The organism is Mesorhizobium sp. 113-3-3 (genome assembly GCF_016756495.1).
Lineage (GTDB): Bacteria > Pseudomonadota > Alphaproteobacteria > Rhizobiales > Rhizobiaceae > Mesorhizobium.
The window spans coordinates 5700189-5720006 of sequence record NZ_AP023243.1; the positions used below are offsets into that span (position 1 = coordinate 5700189).

General features: G+C 64.4%; 16 protein-coding genes. 10 read left to right on the forward strand and 6 right to left on the reverse strand.

Annotation, left to right across the window (positions count from 1 at the left end):
* Nucleotides 1-45: 45 nt before the first annotated feature.
* From JG746_RS27895 to JG746_RS27915, 5 genes are all read right to left on the reverse strand, one after another.
* Nucleotides 46-435 (reverse strand): nuclear transport factor 2 family protein, encoded by a 390-nt coding sequence (locus JG746_RS27895; RefSeq protein ID WP_202355648.1) that lies wholly within the window; start codon nt 433-435, stop codon nt 46-48.
* An 18-nt stretch (nt 436-453) separates the two neighbouring features.
* On the reverse strand, nt 454-1248 hold the full coding sequence (locus JG746_RS27900) for a MoaF C-terminal domain-containing protein (RefSeq protein WP_202355649.1): 795 nt from the start codon (nt 1246-1248) through the stop codon (nt 454-456).
* Between the two features lie 33 nt (nt 1249-1281).
* Nucleotides 1282-2070, reverse strand: a complete 789-nt coding sequence (locus tag JG746_RS27905; RefSeq protein WP_202355650.1) for an SDR family NAD(P)-dependent oxidoreductase — start codon at nt 2068-2070, stop codon at nt 1282-1284.
* A gap of 249 nt (nt 2071-2319) precedes the next feature.
* Complete coding sequence (locus JG746_RS27910) at nt 2320-2901, reverse strand: YceI family protein (protein ID WP_244730478.1); 582 nt, start codon at nt 2899-2901, stop codon at nt 2320-2322.
* A 41-nt stretch (nt 2902-2942) separates the two neighbouring features.
* A complete protein-coding gene (locus tag JG746_RS27915) occupies nt 2943-3842 on the reverse strand; it encodes a hypothetical protein (RefSeq protein WP_202355652.1) in 900 nt (299 codons plus the stop codon).
* A 208-nt stretch (nt 3843-4050) separates the two neighbouring features.
* On the opposite strand from JG746_RS27915, the gene JG746_RS27920 reads away from it, so the two are divergent.
* Both JG746_RS27920 and JG746_RS27925 read left to right on the forward strand, forming a co-directional pair.
* Nucleotides 4051-5553, forward strand: a complete 1503-nt coding sequence (locus JG746_RS27920; RefSeq protein ID WP_202355653.1) for an aldehyde dehydrogenase family protein — start codon at nt 4051-4053, stop codon at nt 5551-5553.
* Between the two features lies 1 nt (nt 5554).
* Nucleotides 5555-7141, forward strand: a complete 1587-nt coding sequence (locus JG746_RS27925) for a GMC family oxidoreductase (protein WP_202355654.1) — start codon at nt 5555-5557, stop codon at nt 7139-7141.
* Between the two features lie 649 nt (nt 7142-7790).
* Here JG746_RS27925 and tssH read toward each other — a convergent pair.
* The gene (tssH, locus tag JG746_RS27930) at nt 7791-10628 is read right to left on the reverse strand and encodes a type VI secretion system ATPase TssH (protein WP_202355655.1); all 2838 of its coding nucleotides are present in this window, start codon (nt 10626-10628) and stop codon (nt 7791-7793) included.
* 331 nt (nt 10629-10959) lie between these two features.
* Here tssH and tssA point away from each other — a divergent pair, with 331 nt between their 5' ends.
* The 8 genes from tssA (at nt 10960) to tagH (ending at nt 19818) form a co-directional block, all read left to right on the forward strand.
* A complete protein-coding gene (gene tssA, locus JG746_RS27935) occupies nt 10960-12135 on the forward strand; it encodes a type VI secretion system protein TssA (protein WP_202355656.1) in 1176 nt (391 codons plus the stop codon).
* A gap of 5 nt (nt 12136-12140) precedes the next feature.
* Entirely contained in the window at nt 12141-12677 is a 537-nt protein-coding gene (gene tssB, locus JG746_RS27940) for a type VI secretion system contractile sheath small subunit (RefSeq protein WP_202355657.1), read from the forward strand.
* 3 nt (nt 12678-12680) lie between these two features.
* The gene (gene tssC / locus JG746_RS27945; protein WP_010910844.1) at nt 12681-14186 is read left to right on the forward strand and encodes a type VI secretion system contractile sheath large subunit; all 1506 of its coding nucleotides are present in this window, start codon (nt 12681-12683) and stop codon (nt 14184-14186) included.
* A gap of 82 nt (nt 14187-14268) precedes the next feature.
* Entirely contained in the window at nt 14269-14718 is a 450-nt protein-coding gene (locus JG746_RS27950; protein WP_023780776.1) for an Hcp family type VI secretion system effector, read from the forward strand.
* Entirely contained in the window at nt 14705-15457 is a 753-nt protein-coding gene (gene tssE / locus JG746_RS27955; RefSeq protein WP_202355658.1) for a type VI secretion system baseplate subunit TssE, read from the forward strand. The genes JG746_RS27950 and tssE overlap by 14 nt, the downstream gene beginning before the upstream one ends.
* Nucleotide 15458: 1 nt before the next feature.
* Nucleotides 15459-17333 carry a type VI secretion system baseplate subunit TssF gene (tssF, locus tag JG746_RS27960; RefSeq protein ID WP_202355659.1) on the forward strand — a complete coding sequence of 625 codons (1875 nt, stop codon included), beginning with the start codon at nt 15459-15461 and terminating at the stop codon, nt 17331-17333.
* Nucleotides 17297-18364, forward strand: a complete 1068-nt coding sequence (gene tssG / locus JG746_RS27965) for a type VI secretion system baseplate subunit TssG (protein WP_202355660.1) — start codon at nt 17297-17299, stop codon at nt 18362-18364. Before tssF ends, tssG begins: the two co-directional genes overlap by 37 nt.
* Complete coding sequence (tagH, locus tag JG746_RS27970; RefSeq protein ID WP_202355661.1) at nt 18361-19818, forward strand: type VI secretion system-associated FHA domain protein TagH; 1458 nt, start codon at nt 18361-18363, stop codon at nt 19816-19818. Before tssG ends, tagH begins: the two co-directional genes overlap by 4 nt.

Genomic DNA, 19818 nt, shown 5'->3' on the forward strand with positions numbered 1-19818 from the left:
AGGTTTTTCGATCGGGCGGACACGGTCGTGCCCGGCCGCATGCCCTCAGACCGTCGCTGCCGCGACCAGGCTGGTGTCGGTGAACTGCTCGAAACTGAGCGCCTTGCCGTCCTCCATCTCCCAGACATGGACGACGCGCGCCGACATCGGCTTGCCGGTCTTTTTGTGGACACCCGAATAGGTACCGATGCCGACGATGGTGGTGCCGCCATCGACGAGCTTTTCGAGCTTCAGGGCGTAGCCGTCCCACTCCTCGCCGATGCGCTTGAAGACGCCTTCGATGATGGCGTCGGGGCCGACATAGGTGCCGGCATAGGGAAAGCCGGCCATCTCGGTCCAGGCGGTGCGGCTGGTGACCGGCGCCATCATCGCCGCCAAATCCTTGGCGTCGGAGCCGGCATAGTGCGCCTTGATCGCTTCGTAATTCTTATTCATGGCATTCCCCCCACTCGGTCAGACCGGCGCCTTGTCCTTGTCGTAGGCGGTTCTCGATTTCTTCTCGATACGGGCGCCGGCCGGCTTGTTCTCGATCTTGCCCTGGCTGGTCACGCCGAGGAATTTCCCCGTCGAGCGCATGACGTCCCAATTGTAGAAGAACAGCGAAGCGACCGGGATGATGAACTCGCGGAAGCCGAACACATATTGGTTCTCGGCGAACTTCCAGGTCGTCGCCAGGTCGACATCGCCATGGCCGCGCTGGATGCCGACGAGGTTCTGCCAGGCATAGCGCTCGGAAGAGAGATAGATGTGCTCGTAGACGTGATTGGGGCTGTATGTGTAGTGCGCGGTAAGCCCGATCAGGTCGCGGGTCGGTGCCGGCGCGATGCCGCCAGGCGCCACGCTGGGATCGCCAAGCACGCCGGCCGACCAGGTCTGCGCCACGCGCGGCTCGCCGGGCGCCTCGCCGGCTTCACGCACCCGTTCGCGCACCGACAGCACGCGGCGCGTGCTGGTGTTGACGATGAAGGCCTCGTCTTCCGTTGGCCGAGCCGAGAAGATCATGTTGATGAAGAACACGTTGGAGGCGACTTCCAGCGCCTCGTACCAGTCGGCGCCCGCCTCGCTGCCTTCGCTCCACGCCACCGTGTCGAGCGATGTGAAGGCGAGGTCGATGGTGCGGCCGGTGTCGAGCGTGACCTTGAAGGTCTGGCCGCGCAGCGCATCCGTTGTCGCCAGCCGGTTGGTGGCGATGCCGGCGGCGAAATCGTCAAAATGCTTCCAATCCGCCGGTCTGTTCTGGTCGGTCATCGCACTCTCCACATCAATCGACAAAGGCCCCAATCAATCCACGAAAGCCAACGTCGGCAGGTCGACAACGGTGGCGCCGCCATCGACCGTCAGGATCGATCCGTTCATCATCGCCGCCTCGCTCGAGGCGACGAAGCAGATGACGTTGGACACTTCTTCCGGTGCCGCCGGCCGGCCAAGCGGTACGTCCTTGGTGACCAGCCGGTAGGCCTCCTCGATCGAGCCAAGCCCGTGCTTCTCGACGATCACCTCCATCTGCTCGTCGGCCATGTCGGTCGACACCCAGCCCGGGCAGATGATGTTGGTGCGCACGCCCTTGCGGCCATAGTCGCGCGCCAGCGATTTGCCGAAGCCGATGCAAGCATGTTTCATGGTGACATAACCGGCCGCGTCTGGCCCAGCGAACAGGCCGGCGATCGAGGCGACAACGACGATATTGCCCTTTTGCGCAATGAGATCCGGCAGGCATTCGCGGGCGCAGACGAAGGCGGTGTCGAGATTGGTCCGCATCGCCAGGCTCCAGGTCTCGTCGCTCATCGAAATGGTCGGGCCGACGCCATGGCCGCCGGCATTGGCGACAAGGATATCGACCGGTCCGATCTTGTCGTGGACCTCGGCGAGTGCGGCGCGCACCGCTTGCGGATCGGCTGCATCGCCCTGCACCACCAGCCCGCCAATGTCTTTGGTCACGGCTTCCAGCGGCTCGCGCCGCCGGCCCATCAGCACCACTCTGGCGCCGTCCGCCGCCATGCGCCTGGCGACCGCCGCACCGATGCCGGTGCCGCCGCCGGTGATGAAGGCCGTCTTTCCCGAAAATCGCATGGTTCCATCCCGATTGCTGAGCGCGCCGGCTGAGCGCCGATCTTCGCTGGGGATAGTGCGGCATCCCCGATTTCTCGTCTTGTCCGAGCGGGAACTTTGTTTTGACTGAGCGCGCACTTCGCGCCTTCCTGGCGGAGTGCCGCGCGACCTTTCGATCGCGCGGCGCCCGCCACACCCCCGCAAGAGCAATTCCAGGAAAAGTGTGAAGCGGTTTTCCGTCCGGAATTGCGTCAAGGCAAAGAGGTCGGCCTATTTCTTGACTGCCTCGAGATCGATGACGATGTCGACATCCGGGCCGAGGCCGAAGCCGGCGGCGGCCTTGGCCATCGGGAAGTCGGCGGTGCTGACCTTGCCGGTGGCGGTGAACGCCGCCTTGGTCAGCGTCGCATCCCAGGGCGCCGGCGCTTCGTTGACCAGCGTCACGTCGAGCGTGATCTCCTTGGACACACCGCTGATGGTGAGGTTGCCGGTGACCTTGCCGGTCTTGTCGCTGACCTTCTCGACCTTGGTGCTTTCAAACGAGATCGCCGGGAATTCGGCGGCGTTGAAGAAGTCAGGGCCTTTCAGATCGCTGTCGCGCTGGTCATAGGCGGTGTCCACCGAGCTGACATCGAGCTCGGCCTTGACGCTGCTCTTCGACGGATCGGCCTTGTCCATCACGATGGCCCCCTTCACCGCGTCGAACTGGCCATGCGCGGTGCCATAGATGCCATGCTTGATGGTGAAGGTGACCCAGGCGTGCTGGCCGTCGATCTCGTAATTCTCGGCATAAGCAGCCGATGCGAAGGCGCACATCGAGGCTAAGGCAAGTGCGGCCGTCAGTTTTCTCATTGTCACATCAGTCTCCCCATTCTTGGTTGTCATTCCCTGGCTCAGGAAAAGCCAAGCGCGGCTCCATGCGGCGCAAACAGGAGCGCCGTCAGGATCGCCAGTATCGCCGGGATGGCGATCAGCAGACCGGCAACCAGCGGCCGCAACGGCCGGGCGTCGGGAACAAAGCCCCGCAGCGGGCCGGGCACGAGCACAGCCACGGCGAGCGGCAAGGGCGAAAGCATGAGCGCGACCGGGTTCGCCTTCGGCGCCAGCAACGCCACCTGGATCAGCACCGTGGTGGCGGCAAAGACGAGGATCACCTCGGTGCCCTTGCTCCAGGCAGTGGCCGACCCGCCACGCATCACGGCGATATACTGGACGAGACACCAGCCGCCGCCGAGCGCGGCGAGCGATCCCAGCAATTGCCCGGTGACAATCGAGGCGCCGAGCACAGAGATGATGGCGCCGGCCGCGCACATCGCGAGCATCGCCGCCGGCATCAGGAACGGCTCCTCGGCCGGAGGCGACGACGAAGTGCGCAACGACAACAGCAGCGCTGCGCCGGCGATTGCCAGCAGGCTGGCGATAAGGGCCGCCATCATCTGCAGGTCGAGTGCACCGCCGGCGATACGGCGCCAGCCGAGCCACAGCAGCGCGGCCGCAAGGGCGGCGGCGACAAGATTGCCCGCGACGTCAGCGCCGAGCAGGCGCTCGGGCAACAAGCCCGCGACAATCCCGGCAAAGCCGAGATAGATCAGCTTCTGGCTGGCGGCGACCGGCGGCACCACCGGCGGGCCAAGCGTGTCCCAGTAGAAGAACAGCAGCAGGGCGGCCGCCACCAGCGAAAGCACGGGCGAGGACGGCGGCAGGGCAAGCCGCGCCAGCAGCGCCATCACCGCGCCGAGCACAAAGGGCAGTGCCGCCGTGGTGACCATCGGATTGCCCAGCAATGCGCTCAATGGCCGACACCTCTTTGACACCTGGCAGGCTCGCGCAAAACGCGCGGCGTGATGCGACCTTGATCTTGGCCAACCGATCGCGAAGCGTCTTGTCCGAGCGGGAACTTTGTTTTGACTGAGAGCGCACTCGTGCCGCTTCGGCTTGAAGCTGGTCGATAGGCTCCATAACCCTCGGCACAACTTTTCATCAGCAATCGAGGAGGATGGCGTGAACGAGAGAATTGTGCCGCCGATCAGCGCCGCCGCTGCCGCTTTCCTGGCGCGTTCGCATCGGCCCTTCATCGATGGCCGTTTCGTCGACGGGCTTTCCGGCGAAGGCCTCGCTGTCGATGACTCCGCCTCCGGCGAGATCGTCGCCCGCGTCCCCGAAAGCGGCCCCGAGCTTGTTGACCAGGCGGTGCGCGCGGCACGTGCCGCGCTTGAAGGGCCCTGGGCCTCGATGCGGCCGGTCGACCGCCAGAAGCTGATGCTGAAGCTCGCCGATGCAGTCGAGGCCGACGCCGATCTTCTCGCTGAAATCGAAAGCATCGAGAACGGCAAATCGCTCGGCGTCGCCCGCATGCTGAGCGCCGGCGGCACCGTCGACTGGCTGCGCTACTATGCCGGCTGGGCGACCAAGATCGAGGGCTCGACCTTCCAGGTCTCCATTCCCGTGCCGCCCGGCGCCAGGCACCAGGCGATGACGGTGATGGAACCGGTCGGCGTCGTCGGCGCCATCGTGCCGTGGAATTTCCCGCTGCTGATCGGCATGTGGAAGATCGCGCCGGCGCTGGCCTGCGGCTGCACCGTGGTGCTGAAGCCGCCGCAGGAAACCCCGCTCGGCCTGCTGAGGCTCGCCGAACTGATCGAAGTGGTCGGCTTCCCACCCGGCGTCGTCAACATCGTCACTGGCAGCGGCGCGATCACCGGCGAAGCGCTGATCCGCCATCCCGGCATCGACAAGCTGACCTTCACCGGCTCGACTGAGGTGGGCAAACGCGTCGGCCACGCCGCGGTCGACCGCGTCGCCCGCTTCACGCTGGAGCTGGGCTCGAAATCGCCGATGATCCTGCTCGCCGACATGGAGGAAGGCATCGAGCCGCTGGTTGCCGGCCTCGGCATGTTCTTCAACCAGGGCCAGGTCTGCACCGCGGCCTCGCGGCTGCTCATCGAAAAATCCATGTACGACCGCACGCTGTCGCGGCTGGCCGAGATCGCCGACAGCATGACGCTGGGGGCCGGCCGAGACGCTGGGGCTGAGATCAACCCGCTTGTCTCGGCCAAGCATCGAAAAAGCGTCGAGGGCTTTGTCGAGCGTGGCCTCGCCGCCGGCGGCGAGCGTATCAGCGGCGCGCGGGCGGTGCCGGCCAGGGGTCACTATGTGGCGCCGACCATCCTGCACAATGTCCGGCCCGACATGGAGATCGTGCGCGAGGAGGTGTTCGGGCCGGTGGTAGCGGCGATGCCGGTCGCCGATCTCGACGAGGCGATCCGTATCGCCAACGACACGCGCTACGGCCTGTCGGCCTCGATCTGGACCCGCGACATGGGCAAGGCAATGACCGCCATCCACGGCCTCAAGGCCGGCACGGTGTGGGTCAATTCGCACAACACGCTCGACCCTGCGGCACCCTTCGGCGGCTTCAAGCAGTCCGGCATCGGCCGCGAGCATGGCCGCGCCGCGATCGACGGCTATCTCGAGACCAAGACCGTCATCATGCGCTACGCCTGACATGAGTGATGCGTACGACTATATCATCGCCGGCGCCGGTTCGGCCGGCTGCACGCTGGCCAACCGGCTGGTCAATGCGGGCAAGCGCGTGCTGGTGGTCGAGGCCGGCCCGGCCGACAACACACGCCTCATCGACATGCCCGCCACCTTCGCCAAGGTGATCGGCACGGCGCGCAGTTGGATCTACGAATCCGAGCCTGAACCCAGCGTCGGTGGACGCCGATTGCCGATCCCGCAAGGACGCACGCTGGGCGGCGGCTCGTCGATTAACGCCATGCTCTACATCAGAGGCCAGCCGCAGGATTATGATGGCTGGCGCGACCTTGGCTGCGACGGCTGGGGCTGGGACGAGGTGCTGCCGGTGTTCCGGCGGCTGGAGCGCAATGAGCGCCTTGCCGGCGAGCGCCACGGCACCAAGGGACCATTGCCGGTCTCCGACCCGCGCCACCGCCATCCACTGTCATTGGCCTTTGTGCAAGCCGCGCAGCAGGCAGGCTACCGTTACAATGACGACTTCAACGGCGTCGCGCAGGAAGGCGTCGGCTTCTACCAGACGACGACCGCCAATGGCGAACGGCAGTCGGCGGCAAAGGTGTTCCTGCGGCCGCTGGCCGGCAACGCCAACCTCACCGTGGTCACCGATGCACTGGTCACCGGCGTCACCTTGGAAAACGGCGCGGCAAGCGGCCTGGCCTACACCTCCTCGGACGGGCACAACCACGCGGCGACGGCAAAGGCAGAAGTGATCCTCGCCGCCGGTGCACTGGCGACGCCCAAGCTGATGATGCTGTCAGGCCTGGGGCCGGCCGAACACCTGGCCGGGCTTGGCATTCCCGTCATCCGCGACATGCCCGCGGTCGGTTGCGACCTGCAGGACCACGTCGCCGCTCCCGTCTATGCGCTGACGCGCCAGCCGATCTCGCTGCTCGGGCAGGACGGTGGCCTAAAGGCGCTGCGCCACGGCCTGCAGTACCTGATGTTCCGCACCGGCCTGCTCACCTCCAACGTCGTCGAGAGCGGGGGCTTCTTCGACACTGATGGCGACGGCCGGCCCGATATCCAGTTCCACGTCCTGCCGGTGATGATCGAAAGCGCAGAACACGGCTCGATCGAGCGTCACGGCATGGAGTTGAACCCTTGTGTGCTGAGGCCGAAATCGCGCGGCTCGGTGCAGTTGCGCTCGCGCAATGCAAGCGATCCGATCCGCTTCACCACCGGCTTCCTCTCGCATGCCGACGATCTCGCTCTGCTGCTTGCCGGCATGAAGGTTGCGCGGACCATCCTGCGCCAGCCGGCGCTGCGTGAGGTCGTTGCCGAAGAGCTCGCGCCCGGCAATGCCGATGATCTCGGCGACGCGGCAATCGTCGACCACATCATCAGCCACGCCAAGACGGTCTACCATCCTTGCGGCACCTGCCGAATGGGAACAGATGGCCAGGCGGTGGTTGATCCGCAGCTTCGCGTGCGTGGCGTGCCGCGCCTGCGTGTCGCGGATGCTTCTATCATGCCGAGGCTGACCAGCGGCAACACCAACGCGCCGGCGATCATGATCGGCGACCGCTGCGCCGATTTTATTCTCGGCCAATGATGCGCGGGCGAGACTCCGGCCGGGTCAGCCTTTGGAACAAATTGCTGCGCGGCTGCATACACGCCGTATGGGCCAGTATCGGGCAACGACGCTTCTGCCGACGGTGCTGATCGCTAGCCATTCCCCGAATTCGCCAAACTCTTTGACGTATTCTCGGCGACGATCGAGCAGGCCTGAATTATTCCCACTCGATTATCCAATCGGCATATAACTCATTGAAGTCACTGCCAAATGTCTTTCAACGCCACGCAAACTCCGACATCAAAACCGTCAAAAAGTTACGCATTTGATTTCAAAGGGAAAATCGCAGCAAAAAATGTTTTGAGGTTTCACCAACTATCGAGACCAATCGGCGATTTTTTGCACTTTATGGCGTTCGACGGCGCGCCCCAGCCGTCTCGAAAATTACCATCATCGATGGAACCAGAGCATTTATTCGTTGCAAAATCAATGGTCATGGTGGCCCGGAAAGTGCCTTAAAGTCCTTGATTTCATTGAGTTTTTCGTGGACCAAAATCAGACATTTTCCCGTATCGTTCCGTATCGTCCCGCAGTGCCTTTTACCAGTGCCTGTACGCTGAAGATTGGCCTAACCAGTCACAGGAATGCGTTTTGATCATTGCGAAGACACGAACGGCCCCAACGAGCTCTATTCGAAAGAGTAGGTAAATCCTTCCGACGAGGCACCGACGGTGACTTTCGTCATCTTCTTGCCCTCCAGCGAGCGATTGAGCACGCCGCGGCTGAGTTCGGGCAACAGCGTGTTGGTGAGGATGGCGTCGATCATGCGTCCGCCGGATTCGATCTCGGTGCAGCGCGCCTTGACCATGTCCATGACACCGTCGCCGATCACCAGCTCGGCATCGTTGGTTGCCTTGAGGCGCCGCGCGATCTTGCCGAACTGGTGCCTGGTGATCGCCTCGATCATCGCGTCCGAGAGCGGATAGTAAGGGATTGTCACCACGCGGCCGAGGAAAGCGGCCGGAAACACTTTCAGCAGCGGAGCGCGCAAGGCGGTGTCCAGGTCGTCCATGCCGGTGCGCAAGGCGCCGTTCTTCGTTCGGTCCATGATAACTTCGGAGCCGACATTCGAGGTGAGCAGGATCAGCGTGTTCTTGAAGTCGATCCGGCGGCCTTCGCTGTCATCCATCATGCCCTTGTCGAAGACCTGGAAGAAGATCTCGTGCACGTCCGGATGCGCCTTCTCGACCTCGTCGAGCAGGATGACCGAATAGGGCTTGCGCCGCACGGCCTCGGTCAGGATGCCGCCCTTGCCATAGCCGACGTAGCCGGGTGGCGCGCCCTTCAGCGTCGAGACCGTGTGCGCCTCCTGGAATTCGGACATGTTGATCGAAATCAGGTTCTGCTCGCCGCCATAGAGCGTTTCGGCAAGCGCCAGGGCCGTCTCGGTCTTGCCCACGCCCGAGGGGCCGCAAAGCAGGAACACGCCGACCGGCTTCTCCGGCGCGCCGAGGCCGGCGCGGCTGGTCTGCACACGTCTCGCGATCATCTCCATCGCATGGTCTTGACCGACGACACGCTCGGACAAGGTGGCGGCCAGTTTGAGCGCCTTCTCGGTCTGGCTGGACAGCATCCGTCCCGTCGGGATGCCGGTCCAGTCCTGGACAACGGCGGCCACGGCATTGCGATCGACCGACGGCAGGATCAGCGGGGTCTCGCCTTGCGCCTCGGCAAGTTCCGCCATCAATTCGCGCAGTCGCGCCAGATCGGCGGCGGAATCCGGCGCAGCGACAGGCTCGTGCGCGGCGACGGCCTCCGTCTTTGCCGCCTTTGCTTTCCCGGACTTGGTCTTCGAGCCCTTGGGTTCAGCCGTCTCGGGTTCCGGCGTTTTGGCCTCGGCTGCCTTCCCTTCATGCACCTCGGCAGCAGGCACGGCGGCAGCCTCGCCCGCAGCAGCTTCCCCGTCCTCCACCGCGTCAAGCGGCATGCCCTCGCCACGGAGTTTGGCGCGCAGGTCGAGAATCTCGGCGACCAGCGCCTTTTCCCGATCCCAGCGCGCCTGCGCTGCCGCAAGCGCGGTCTCGGTTTCCGCCAACCCGGCCTCCACGCGAGCCTGTCTGTCGGCCACTTCGATGCCGATCGCCGCCTCGCGGCCAATGATGCCTTCCTCGACCTCGAGCGCCTGGCGCCGGCGCAGAATGTCCTCGACCTCGGCCGGCGTGGCGTGCTGCGAGACGGCGACGCGGGCGCACGCGGTGTCGAGGAGGCTGACCGCCTTGTCCGGCAGTTGCCTGGCCGGAATGTAGCGGTGCGAGAGCGAAACGGCGGCCTCTATCGCCTCGTCAAGGATCTGCACCTTGTGGTGCTGCTCAAGAACACCGGCGACACCGCGTAACATCAGCACGGCCACCGTTTCGGAAGGCTCGTCGATCTTGACCACCTGGAACCGACGGGTCAGCGCCGGATCCTTCTCGATATGTTGCTTGTACTCGGCCCAGGTCGTGGCGGCGATGGTGCGAAGCTCGCCGCGCGCGAGCGCGGGCTTGAGGAGATTGGCCGCATCGCCGGTTCCCGCCGCGCCGCCGGCGCCGATCAGCGTGTGCGCCTCGTCGATGAAGAGGATGATCGGCGTCTCCGACGCCTGGACCTCGTCGATGACGGCCTTCAGCCGCTTTTCGAACTCGCCCTTGACACTGGCGCCGGCCTGCATCAGCCCGACATCGAGCATGCGTACGCTGACATTCTGAAGCGTCGGCGGCACGTCGCCCTGGGCGATGCGCAAGGCAAAGCCCTCGACGACCGCCGTCTTGCCGACACCCGCCTCGCCGGTCAAGATCGGGTTGTTTTGCCGGCGCCGCATCAGGATATCGACAATCTGGCGGATTTCAGGATCGCGGCCGACGACCGGATCGATCTTGCCGTCGCGGGCACGCTGGGTCAGGTCGGTGGCATATTTGGCGAGTGCCGAATCCCCGCCCGGGCCGCGTTTCATCGGTGTTTCGGCCGCAGCAGCGGCCGGAGGGGAGCCGGCTTCGAGCGAGCCCTCGGTGACGTCGGCGAAGCGGGCAATGACCCCGTCCGCGTCGATCTTGTCGAATTCGGTGCTGATTTTCGAAACCAGCCCTTCCAGCGCAGGTGTCTTCAGGCAGGCGAGAAGAATGTGCGCGCTGCGCACCTCCTCGACACCGAATTCCAGCGTGGCCAGGCTCCAGCCTTCCTGTATGGCGTGAAAGATGTGATCGGAGAATTCCTCCACCGAGGTCGCGCCGTAGGGCAGCTTGTCGATGGCGCGGGTCATATCGGCCGTCAGCCGGCTGGCATCCAGCCCGGCGTCGGCGACGATCATCTGCACGTCCGAGCGCTCGGACAGCACCAGTTGCTGGACGAAATGGACGAGCTCGACATAGGGGTTGCCGCGCAGCTTGGCCGTGTCCGCGGCGGCCTTGAAGGCGCGCATCCCCGTGGGATTGAGCTTTGCAACGAGTTCCTTGCGCTTGAAACTCTGCGACGATCGGCGCTGTTCCATTTGAACCTGCCCCCGAAATCTGCTGCCCCTACCCTGCCATAGAAGCGGCTGCTTGACAAAGCCGTGTGCCGAACAAGGCCTTCCGGCCCGGTTCGGGCGGCACCTCGTGGTTACACAAGCCCTGCAAACTCCTGCAAGAAACCCGGATTGCGGTCCGAACCACGCGAGCCATTTCACAGACGCGGCCCGCCAATCGCGCTATGGGTTTGGTTGAAAGACTATGGGAGCATTCAGCTTCTGTTAGTTTTTGAAGAAGTGCTCAATTGTCGTGGCATGGCACCGATGATAACGTTGCGTCACTTGGGTCACAGGGCCCTTGCTGGGGGTAGGTGTGATTGATCTCGCACTCTGGCTGAAGCCTCTGGACGGTGCGAACCCGTCGGGAGAGGATTTACGCAACGACCCGGCTTTTCATGAGCTGGAGCGGCTCACGGAAGCCCAGCTCAAGGTCGTGCACGACGGTGGCAACAAGGCTTCGCAGTCAACCAGCTCGGTCGACTGGGCGGCCGTCCTCGAAAAATCGGAAGAATTGCGGTCGCGCGGCCGGGATTTGCGCCTTCTGGTCATCGTCGCGCGCGCGCTGGCCAATGAAGAGAAGCTCGCCGGCCTTACCCAGGGGCTGACCCTGATCGCAAGGACTTTCGACCAGTATTGGGACACCATGCATCCGGCTTTGCGCACGAGTGCCACGCCCCGCGACGCGGCGCTGCGGCGTATCAATGCGCTGCTTGACCTCCAGAACGGCCAGGAAGGCCTGCTGGCGAACCTCAGGCAGACCGTTTTCTTCTCGCCGCGCGCCATCGGGCCGATCAGCGGGCGGGACCTGGAGCAGGCAGCGCTCGACGAGCGCATCATGCTCCAGGAAGCTGCCTCCGGCCTGGGAACCGCCGAAAAGGCGGCGCTGACGGCCGCCCACAACCAGCTGCTGAACCGGGTGCGCACGGGATGCGCGGCGCAGATCGATCAGGGCGCCGACGCTGTCACGACACTTTTGGCCGATGCGCGCGCCGCGATTGATGCGCTGGAGGCGGTGGATACCGCGCTCAATGCCCGTATCGACGGCAACGGTGCGGCGGTTCCCGATTTGAAGAAGTTCCTGCAGCGCTTGCTGACGACGCTGGAGCGGAATTCCAGCGCCGCCGCCACGGCCAACGGCGCGGCAAAGCCTGCCCCGCAGCCGGCTCAACCAGCATCGACGCCCACCCAAAACGGACATGGAGCCGAGACGATGGCAAGTGTGGCAAGCTCTGTGGAACCCGGCGCCGGCCTGCCTGACCGGATCACCTCGCGCGACGAGGTCGTCCAATGCCTCGATCTCGTGGTCGCCTTCTATGACCGCACCGAACCGTCCAGCCCTATCCCGCATCTCGCCCGGCGCGTGCGCAGGATGGTGCACATGGATTTTGTGGAACTGATGGAAGATCTCGCCCCGTCGGGGCTGAAGGAATTCCGGCTGCTTGCCGGTGTCGCCGATCCCAAGAAGCCGGCCCAGAAGGATGAAAGGTAACGAGCATGCCAGCAGAGAGCAAAGCCAAGGTCATCGAAAGAAACCGCGCCCCGCGCGTGCAGATCGCCTACGACGTCGAAACCTACGGCAGCCCCACGACGATCGAGTTGCCGTTCGTCATGGCTGTCATGGCCGACCTTTCGGGCGCCTCGCAGACCAAGGAAGCGTCGAAGTCGGTTCTGGACCGCAGTTTCGTCGAAACCGACGCCAATCGCTTCCCCAAATTCATGGAAGCGATGGGACCGCGCGTGAAGGCGCGTGTGAAGAACACCTTGCCGCAAGCCGAAGGCGCCGAGCGGGACGAGGAATTGGCGATCGATCTCACCTTCTCCAAAATGGGTGATTTCGCGCCCGACAAGATCGCCGAGCAGGTGCCGCAACTGGCCGAGATCCTCAAGATGCGGCGTCAACTCGAGGAACTGCTGGGCTTCATGGATGGCCGGGTCGACGCCGAAAAGCGCATCGCGCAGCTTCTGAACAACGAGCCGCTGCTGAGCAAGATCGCCACCCAGGCGATTTCCGACGGCAAAGGCGAGGAGTAAGTCATGGCCGAACAGCAAAAGACCGCAGCCGCCACCGCCGAGGCCGAAGCCATCGATCTTGGCGAATTCAGCGGCCTCCTTGAAAAGGATTTCAAGGTCAAGAAGGACGACAGCGAGAAACTGCAGCAGTTGGTGCGCAACCTGGCGCTGGCCGCTCAATCCCGTTCCGAGACGACGACCATCTCGTCCAACGCGATCAAGTCGATCAAGTCGCTGATCGCGGGGATCGACAAGATGCTCACGACGCAGGTCAACGAAATCCTGCATGCCCCGGAAGTGCGGGAGATGGAAGGCACCTGGCGAGGCCTTTGGTATCTCATCAACAACACCGAGACGGATACCAAGCTGAAGATCCGGGTGATGAACATCTCCAAGGAGCAGTTGGCCGACACGCTTGAAGACTATGAAGGCCAGATGTGGGACCAGAGCCCGATCTTCAAGAAAGTCTACACGGACGAGTATTCGATGCTGGGCGGTGAGCCGATCGGCTGCATCATCGGCGCCTACGAGTTCTCCAACCATCCGCGTGACGTCGGCCTGCTGCGCAACATCTCGGGTGTCTGTGCCTCCGCGCATACGCCATTCATCGCGGCCGCCTCGCCGCGGCTGTTCCGCATGGACAGCTGGCAGGAACTGCCGAACCCGCAGGACCTGCAGATGATCGTGAACAACCCGGCCTATGCCTCATGGCAGTCGCTGCGCGAAAGCGAGGACGCCCGCTATATCGGGCTCACCATGCCGCGCGTGCTGGCGCGCCTGCCCTACGGCTCGGAAACGGTCCCGGTGAAGGGTTTCACCTTCGAGGAAGAGGTGGGCGGCGACCACAACAAATATGTCTGGATGAATGCCGCCTTCCCGATGGGCGTCAACATCAACCGCAGCCACAAGCTCTATGGCTGGGGAACGCAGATCCGCGGCGTCGAGAACGGCGGCACGGTGCTCAACCTGCCGGTGCACGCTTTCCCGACCGACGACGGTTCGATCGCAATGAAATGCCCGACCGAAGTCGCCATCGACGACCGGCGCGAGGCGGAACTGGCGAAGCTCGGCCTGATGCCGATCTTGCACCGCAAGAACACCGATCTCGCGGCCTTCATCGGCGCGCACTCGCTCCAGGATGACGAGACGCGCGCCGGGCGTCTGGTCGACCCCGACGCCCAGTCGAACGAACGGCTGAGCGCCAACCTGCCCTACCTCTTCCCGGTGTCGCGTTTCGCGCATTACCTCAAGGCGATCGCGCGCGACAAGATCGGATCGTTCAAGGAACGCACCGATATGGAGATCTGGTTGACCGAATGGATCAACCGGTACGTGCTGGCCAATCCGGCCTTCGCCGACGACAAGGCGCGGGCCAAGCGGCCGCTTGCCGCGGCCGAGGTTCAGGTCGACAGCGTCGAAGGCCGGCCCGGTTACTACAATGCCCGTTTCTACCTGCGTCCCCACTACCAGCTGGAAGGCATCAATGCCTCCCTCCGGCTGGTATCGGAACTGCCGTCGGTGAAGGGGTGAAGTCGCAGCGAAGTCATCTTGTTTCGTTTAAAAGCGGTGGAGAAAGACAATGCCGACCACAGAGAGAAGCGATGCTCCTTCGATGAAGATCGATGGTTTTCTGAAAGTTCCGGACATCAAGGGCCCGAGCAAGCGCGACGGCCATGAAGACGAGATCGAAGTGCATGGCGTCGACTACAAGATGATCGCGCCCTACGACCCGAATTCGCTGTCGCGACGTGGCCGCGTGTCGATGGGAATGATCAAGTTCATCAAGCACTACGACAAGTCGTCGCCATACCTGAAGAAGGCGCTGTTCGAGAACAAGGCGCTTGACGAGGTGGTGTTCTCGGCACGTCGCACCATCGACGGCGAGACCAGCGACTATCTGGTCGTGACGCTCACCGACGCCTCGGTCATGGAATACGATATGCGGCAGGCCCCCGACGAGGCCGACCTCATCGAGGAAGAAGTCAGCTTCGCCTACAAGAAGATCAAGTTCGTCTACGACAAGGACGACGAGATCGAAATGGACGTCTATGTCGGCAAGTGAGGCCAAGCGGCCTGCCGCCAAGTCGCAGCTTGCCGGCAGTTCGCGGACAAAACGCGAGGCGGTCCAGCCTTCGCTCTGGGACCGCCTTGTCAACGACTTGCCGGGGCTGGCGTCGGAGATCGACGGGCTGCGCCGCCTGCTGGATGAAGAACTCGGCGCCGAACGCGTCGAGGCTCTTCTTGCCGGCAGCGCGCGCGCCATCGATACCGACGCCGAACTCACGCCTGAGCAGAAACGGCGCCTGCACCGGCTGGTCTTCCAGACCGAGCATCGCGCCGAGATCGAAAGCCGCGGCGTGGTGGTTTCGGCACGCGTGCTGAGAGAAGCCGTGCGGCGCGACATCGAGGCGCTGTTCAATACCGAGCGCTTCGAATCCGTACCGATGCTCTCCGATGCCGAACACGAGCAGCCCCTGGAAGAACTGCCGTCGCTGGCTGACTTTCCGGAGGTGCGCCGCAGCGTGGTCAATTATGGCGTTCCGTCCTTTTCCGGCCGCTCCTCGCGGGATTTCGACCGCGATGCGCTGGCGCGCGAAATCCGCGCGGTGCTTGCCACCTTCGAGCCGCGCCTGAAGGAGAGCGCCACGACCGTCAACGTCACGCTCGGAGACAAAACCGTCGGCCTCAAGATCGAGATCGACGCGGTGCTGATCATGGCCCCGACACCGGAGCGTATGCGGCTGCGCACCACGATCAATCTCGACAACGGCCTGGCACGAACAGAATTCCGGGAGACCTGAGATGGATCGGGTCTTCGTGGAGTATTACGAAGAAGAACTGACCCATATCCGGGCGTTGGCCGCGGAATTCGCCGACATGCATCCGGCGGTCGCCCGCAATCTTTCCCTCGACACTGTCCCATGCCCCGATCCTTATGTGGAACGGCTGCTCGACGGCGTGGCCTTCCTGGCCGCACGCACCCGCCTGAAGGTCGACGCGGAGCGCTCGCGCTTCTCGCGCGCCGTGCTCGATGTGCTTTACCCCGATCTGGTAACGCCGGCGCCGGCGACGGCGATGGCTGTGCTGAAACCCGGCCAGCAGGTGCAGTCGATGATTGCCGGTCACGCCGTCGCACGCGGCACACGGCTGGTCTCCGGCCTCAATCCAGGGCTTTCGACGCGTTCGACCTTCACCACCGCGCAGGAGGTCACGCTGTGGCCGATTGCTATCACCTCGGTCAGCTATTTCCAGGATCGCAGCGCGCTCGCCGCCGCTGGAATCGCGCCGATCGGCGGCGCGCGCGGCGACGCGGCGTTTCGCGTCACCCTCGCCCGGACGGGAAAGGGCAAGCTCAGTGAACTGTCGCTCGACCGTCTCGACCTCTATCTCGCCGGGCGTGCCAGGGCGCCCCTGCTTTTCGATGCAATCTTCGGCGCCTGCTCGGCTGTCGGCGCACGGGCGGAAGGCAAGACCAACCCGCTGACAGCGCTGCCCGAGCCCGAAATGATCGGCATCCGCGACGACGAAGCGCTGATGCCGCGCACCCGTCCGACCTTCGAAGGATATCGGCTGCTGCGCGAATATTTCATGATCCCGGAGCGCTTCCACTATGTGCGGGTCGCCGGCCTCCAGCCGGTGGTGCGCAAGTGCGATGCGGGAATCGAGATCATCTTCCTGTTCCGGCGTCCGGTGCCCGAACTCGCCGATGTGACGGTTGCCGACTTCGAACTGTTCGTGACACCGGTCATCAATCTCTTCGAACGCGAATGCAACGTCATCGAGATCGATCCGCGCAGAACGCGTCAGGTGCTGCACGCCGACCGCACCCGGGCGCGGGATTTCGAGATCTTCCGGGTCACCCGGGTCGAGGACGCCGACGCCGAGAGCGGCGAGGCGACAATTCCCGAATTGTTCAGCCTGGGGCAGAACCGCGGCAGCGGCTGGGTCTATTCGACCGAGCGACGTCCGCGCCGCGCCACCGAAGACGAGCGGCGCGAGGGCCTGACCCGCACCTCCTACACGGGCGACGATGTCTTTATCGCCGTCTCGCGGCCGGCAGGAAGTTTCCCGAACCGGCCGCTCAAGCGTCTTGACATCACGGCGCTGTGCACCAATCGCGACCTGCCGATCCTGGACGACACACCGACGCTGACGCTGGAGACGGCCGATCCGGTCGAAGCGGTGCGCCTGCTTGGAGCGCTGCGGGCGCCGCAGCCGGCAATTCCGGCGTCCCTCCCGGCCAGCGCGGCAGGCGAATCCCGCGCCGACAATCTCGCCTGGCGGCTGGTGGCGCAGCTCTCTCTCAACTTCCTCAGCCTTGCCCAGGAAGGCCGTGGCGTCGATCCGCTGCATGCCTTGCTCGACCTTTATGCCGATCGGGGCGATCCCAGCCTCGCTCGCAACGTGCATTCGATCGTGCGCATCGATTCACGGCCGGTGATCGAGCGGCTCCAGATCGACGGGCCAATGTGTTTCGGACGCGGCACTGAGGTGACATTGCATGTCGACCAGTCCGTGCTGGCGGGGCAAAGTTCGCTGCTGCTTTCGGCCCTGCTTTCACGGCTGTTCGCCCGCCATGCAGGGATAAACGGATTTGTGCGAACCCGCACGCGGTTGCTGCAGAAGCAGGAGGATGTGCCATGGCCGATGACGCCCGGCAATCGCTACCTGATCTAAAGGAGCCCGCGACGGTTGCGGCCGAACCGTTGCTGGAGAGCTCCGACTTTTTCGAACTGCTGCGGCGCCTGGAGCAGCGCGGTGGATTGTTCGGCCATTCCGGAACCGCCGACCGCGAGCCGGCGAGACTTGGCCAGCATGTACGGCTGAGCTTCTCGGCCCGCGATGTCGTCAAGCTCCAGGACGCCGGGGAGAAGGCCGTCGCGCGGGTGACCGTCGCCAATCTCGGGCTGCTCGGACCGGAAGGACCGATGCCACTGCATCTGACACGCTGGGTGCTCGACCGGCTGTCGCAGCGCTGGTTCACCGGGGCCGATGCTGAGCAGACCAGCGACACGACGTTCGTCGATTTCATCAACATCCTGCAGCACCGCATGATAGCCCTTTACTATCGCGCCTGGGCCGACGCGCATCCGGCGGTGCAGGTCGAACGATCCGTCGGCGGGCGGGTTCGCGCCATGCTGGAGGCAATGACCGGGATCGGCCTCCCCGGCACGCAGGATCCCGAACTCGACACCGTACGGCTGCGACAGGCCGGATCGCTCGCCAGCCAGGTCGACGGCGTGGAGCGGCTGACGCTGTTTCTCGCCACCGCCTTCAAGGTGCCGGTGCAGATCAAGGAATTCGTCGCCGCCTGGATCACCATTCCGGCGGCACTGCAGACACGTGTCGGCAAGGCTTATGCCGGGCTCGGACGCGGCGCGACGATCGGGCCGCGGGTCTTCAGCCGCCAAAGCAGGATCGAATTGCGCGTCGGTCCGCTGAGCCTCGACGACTTCAGGTCGTTCCTGCCCGGCGAACGGCGTCTTGGCCTGTTCAAGAAGGCGGTGCGCGACATGATCGGCGAGACGCTCGACGTCGATTTGCGCATCGTGCTCGCGCGCGACGCCGTGCCCCCGCCACGGGTCGGAACCGTCCAGCTTGGCCGGACGGCCTGGCTGGCGCGTCCCGTCGAAAAGGGTGACGCCGACGATCTCAGGCTGCACACCATTGTCGGCTGGCGGCCGCAAATGGCGGAGGCGGCCGCATGAGCCTGCTGCTGACGCTCGAACAAGGCCCGCGCTCGCAAGTGGTCAGGCAGACCCGGCTGGACGAGGGCGAATTGGTGATCGGGCGCAGCGCCGATGCCGGCTGGCAGATCGACGACCCGGACATGTTCGTCTCGCGCGCGCATTGCAAGATCAGCGGCGGCCGGGATGGCTATTTCATCACGGACACGTCGAGCAGCGGATTGTTCGTCGATGACTCCGACAGCCCACTGGGACCTGGCAGGTCGTTGCGGCTGCAGAGCGGCATGCGGCTGCGCATGGGCGACTATGTGATCCATGTCGAGGTTCAATCCAAAGCGGCCCGGACGTCGGTTGGCCCAGCCCCGCTCGCGAGCTCCACGCCTGCGTGGTCATCGCCGGGAGCGCGGGCGCCTGCCAGCATCGGCGGCGACGACTTCTTCTCGGCCAAGGTCGAGGAAGAACCGCGCCCGCCACGCCCGGCGGACCTGCCGAACCCGTTCGAACAGCCTGTCCCCGGGGCTTATGATCGCGCATCGAACCAACGCAGTTCGCCTGCCTTTGACGATCCGTTCAGCCTCGACCCGGTGGCGACGTCGCAATCCAGTGATATCGCTGCTCCAGGTGGTCAGCCGGATCCGTTCGGGTTCGGCGAAATGCCTTCGCGCAACGATGCGTCCGGGCATGCGGCAAAGCCGGCCAGCTTCGATGACGATTTCAGCTTCGGGCCGGCCGCCGCTCCGCCTCTCGCCAACGGCGCCGACCCGGCGGGACGTGTGCAGCATCCGGCTGAAAAGCCGCGCGCCGGGCATCCCTGGGATGCGCCGGTGCAGGCGGCCGAGCCCCCGCCGCGCCGCGCCGCGCCGACGCCCAGGCCGGCGCGCCTGGCGCAGCCCGCACCCAGCGACATGGCGCTTCGTGCAGCGTTCCTGCGCGGCATGGGCGTCGAGGAGGCCGATTTTCCCGGCCGCGATCCGATCGCCGAAATGGAAAAATTCGGGCGCGAATACCGGCTGATGCTGGATGGCTTGATGCAGCTTCTGCGCAAGCGCGCCGAGGAGAAGGGAAGCGCGCGCGTCGCCCAGACGGTGGTCGGCGCTTCCGAGGTCAACCCGCTCAAATTCCTGCCGACGGCGGAGGATGTCATCGTCACCATCATCTCGGAACGCAGTCCGGGCTTTCTCTCCGGCGAGGCGGCGATCGACGATGCGGTAAAGGATCTTGCACAGCATCACGTACGCGCCTGGCGAGGCGTTCAGGCTGCGCTTCGGCGCATGATCGACCGTTTCGATCCGGCCGCGATCGAGGAAGAGCTCAAGTCCAATTCCGCCATCGGCAATCTGCTCTCCGGCGGACGTAACGCCAAGCTGTGGGAGCTCTACCAGAAACGCCATCGCGACATCGCCCAGAGCGCGGAATCGAGCTTCCTTGGCGAGATCGGCGCAGACTTCAGGAACGCATATGAAGAGGAGGAGTAG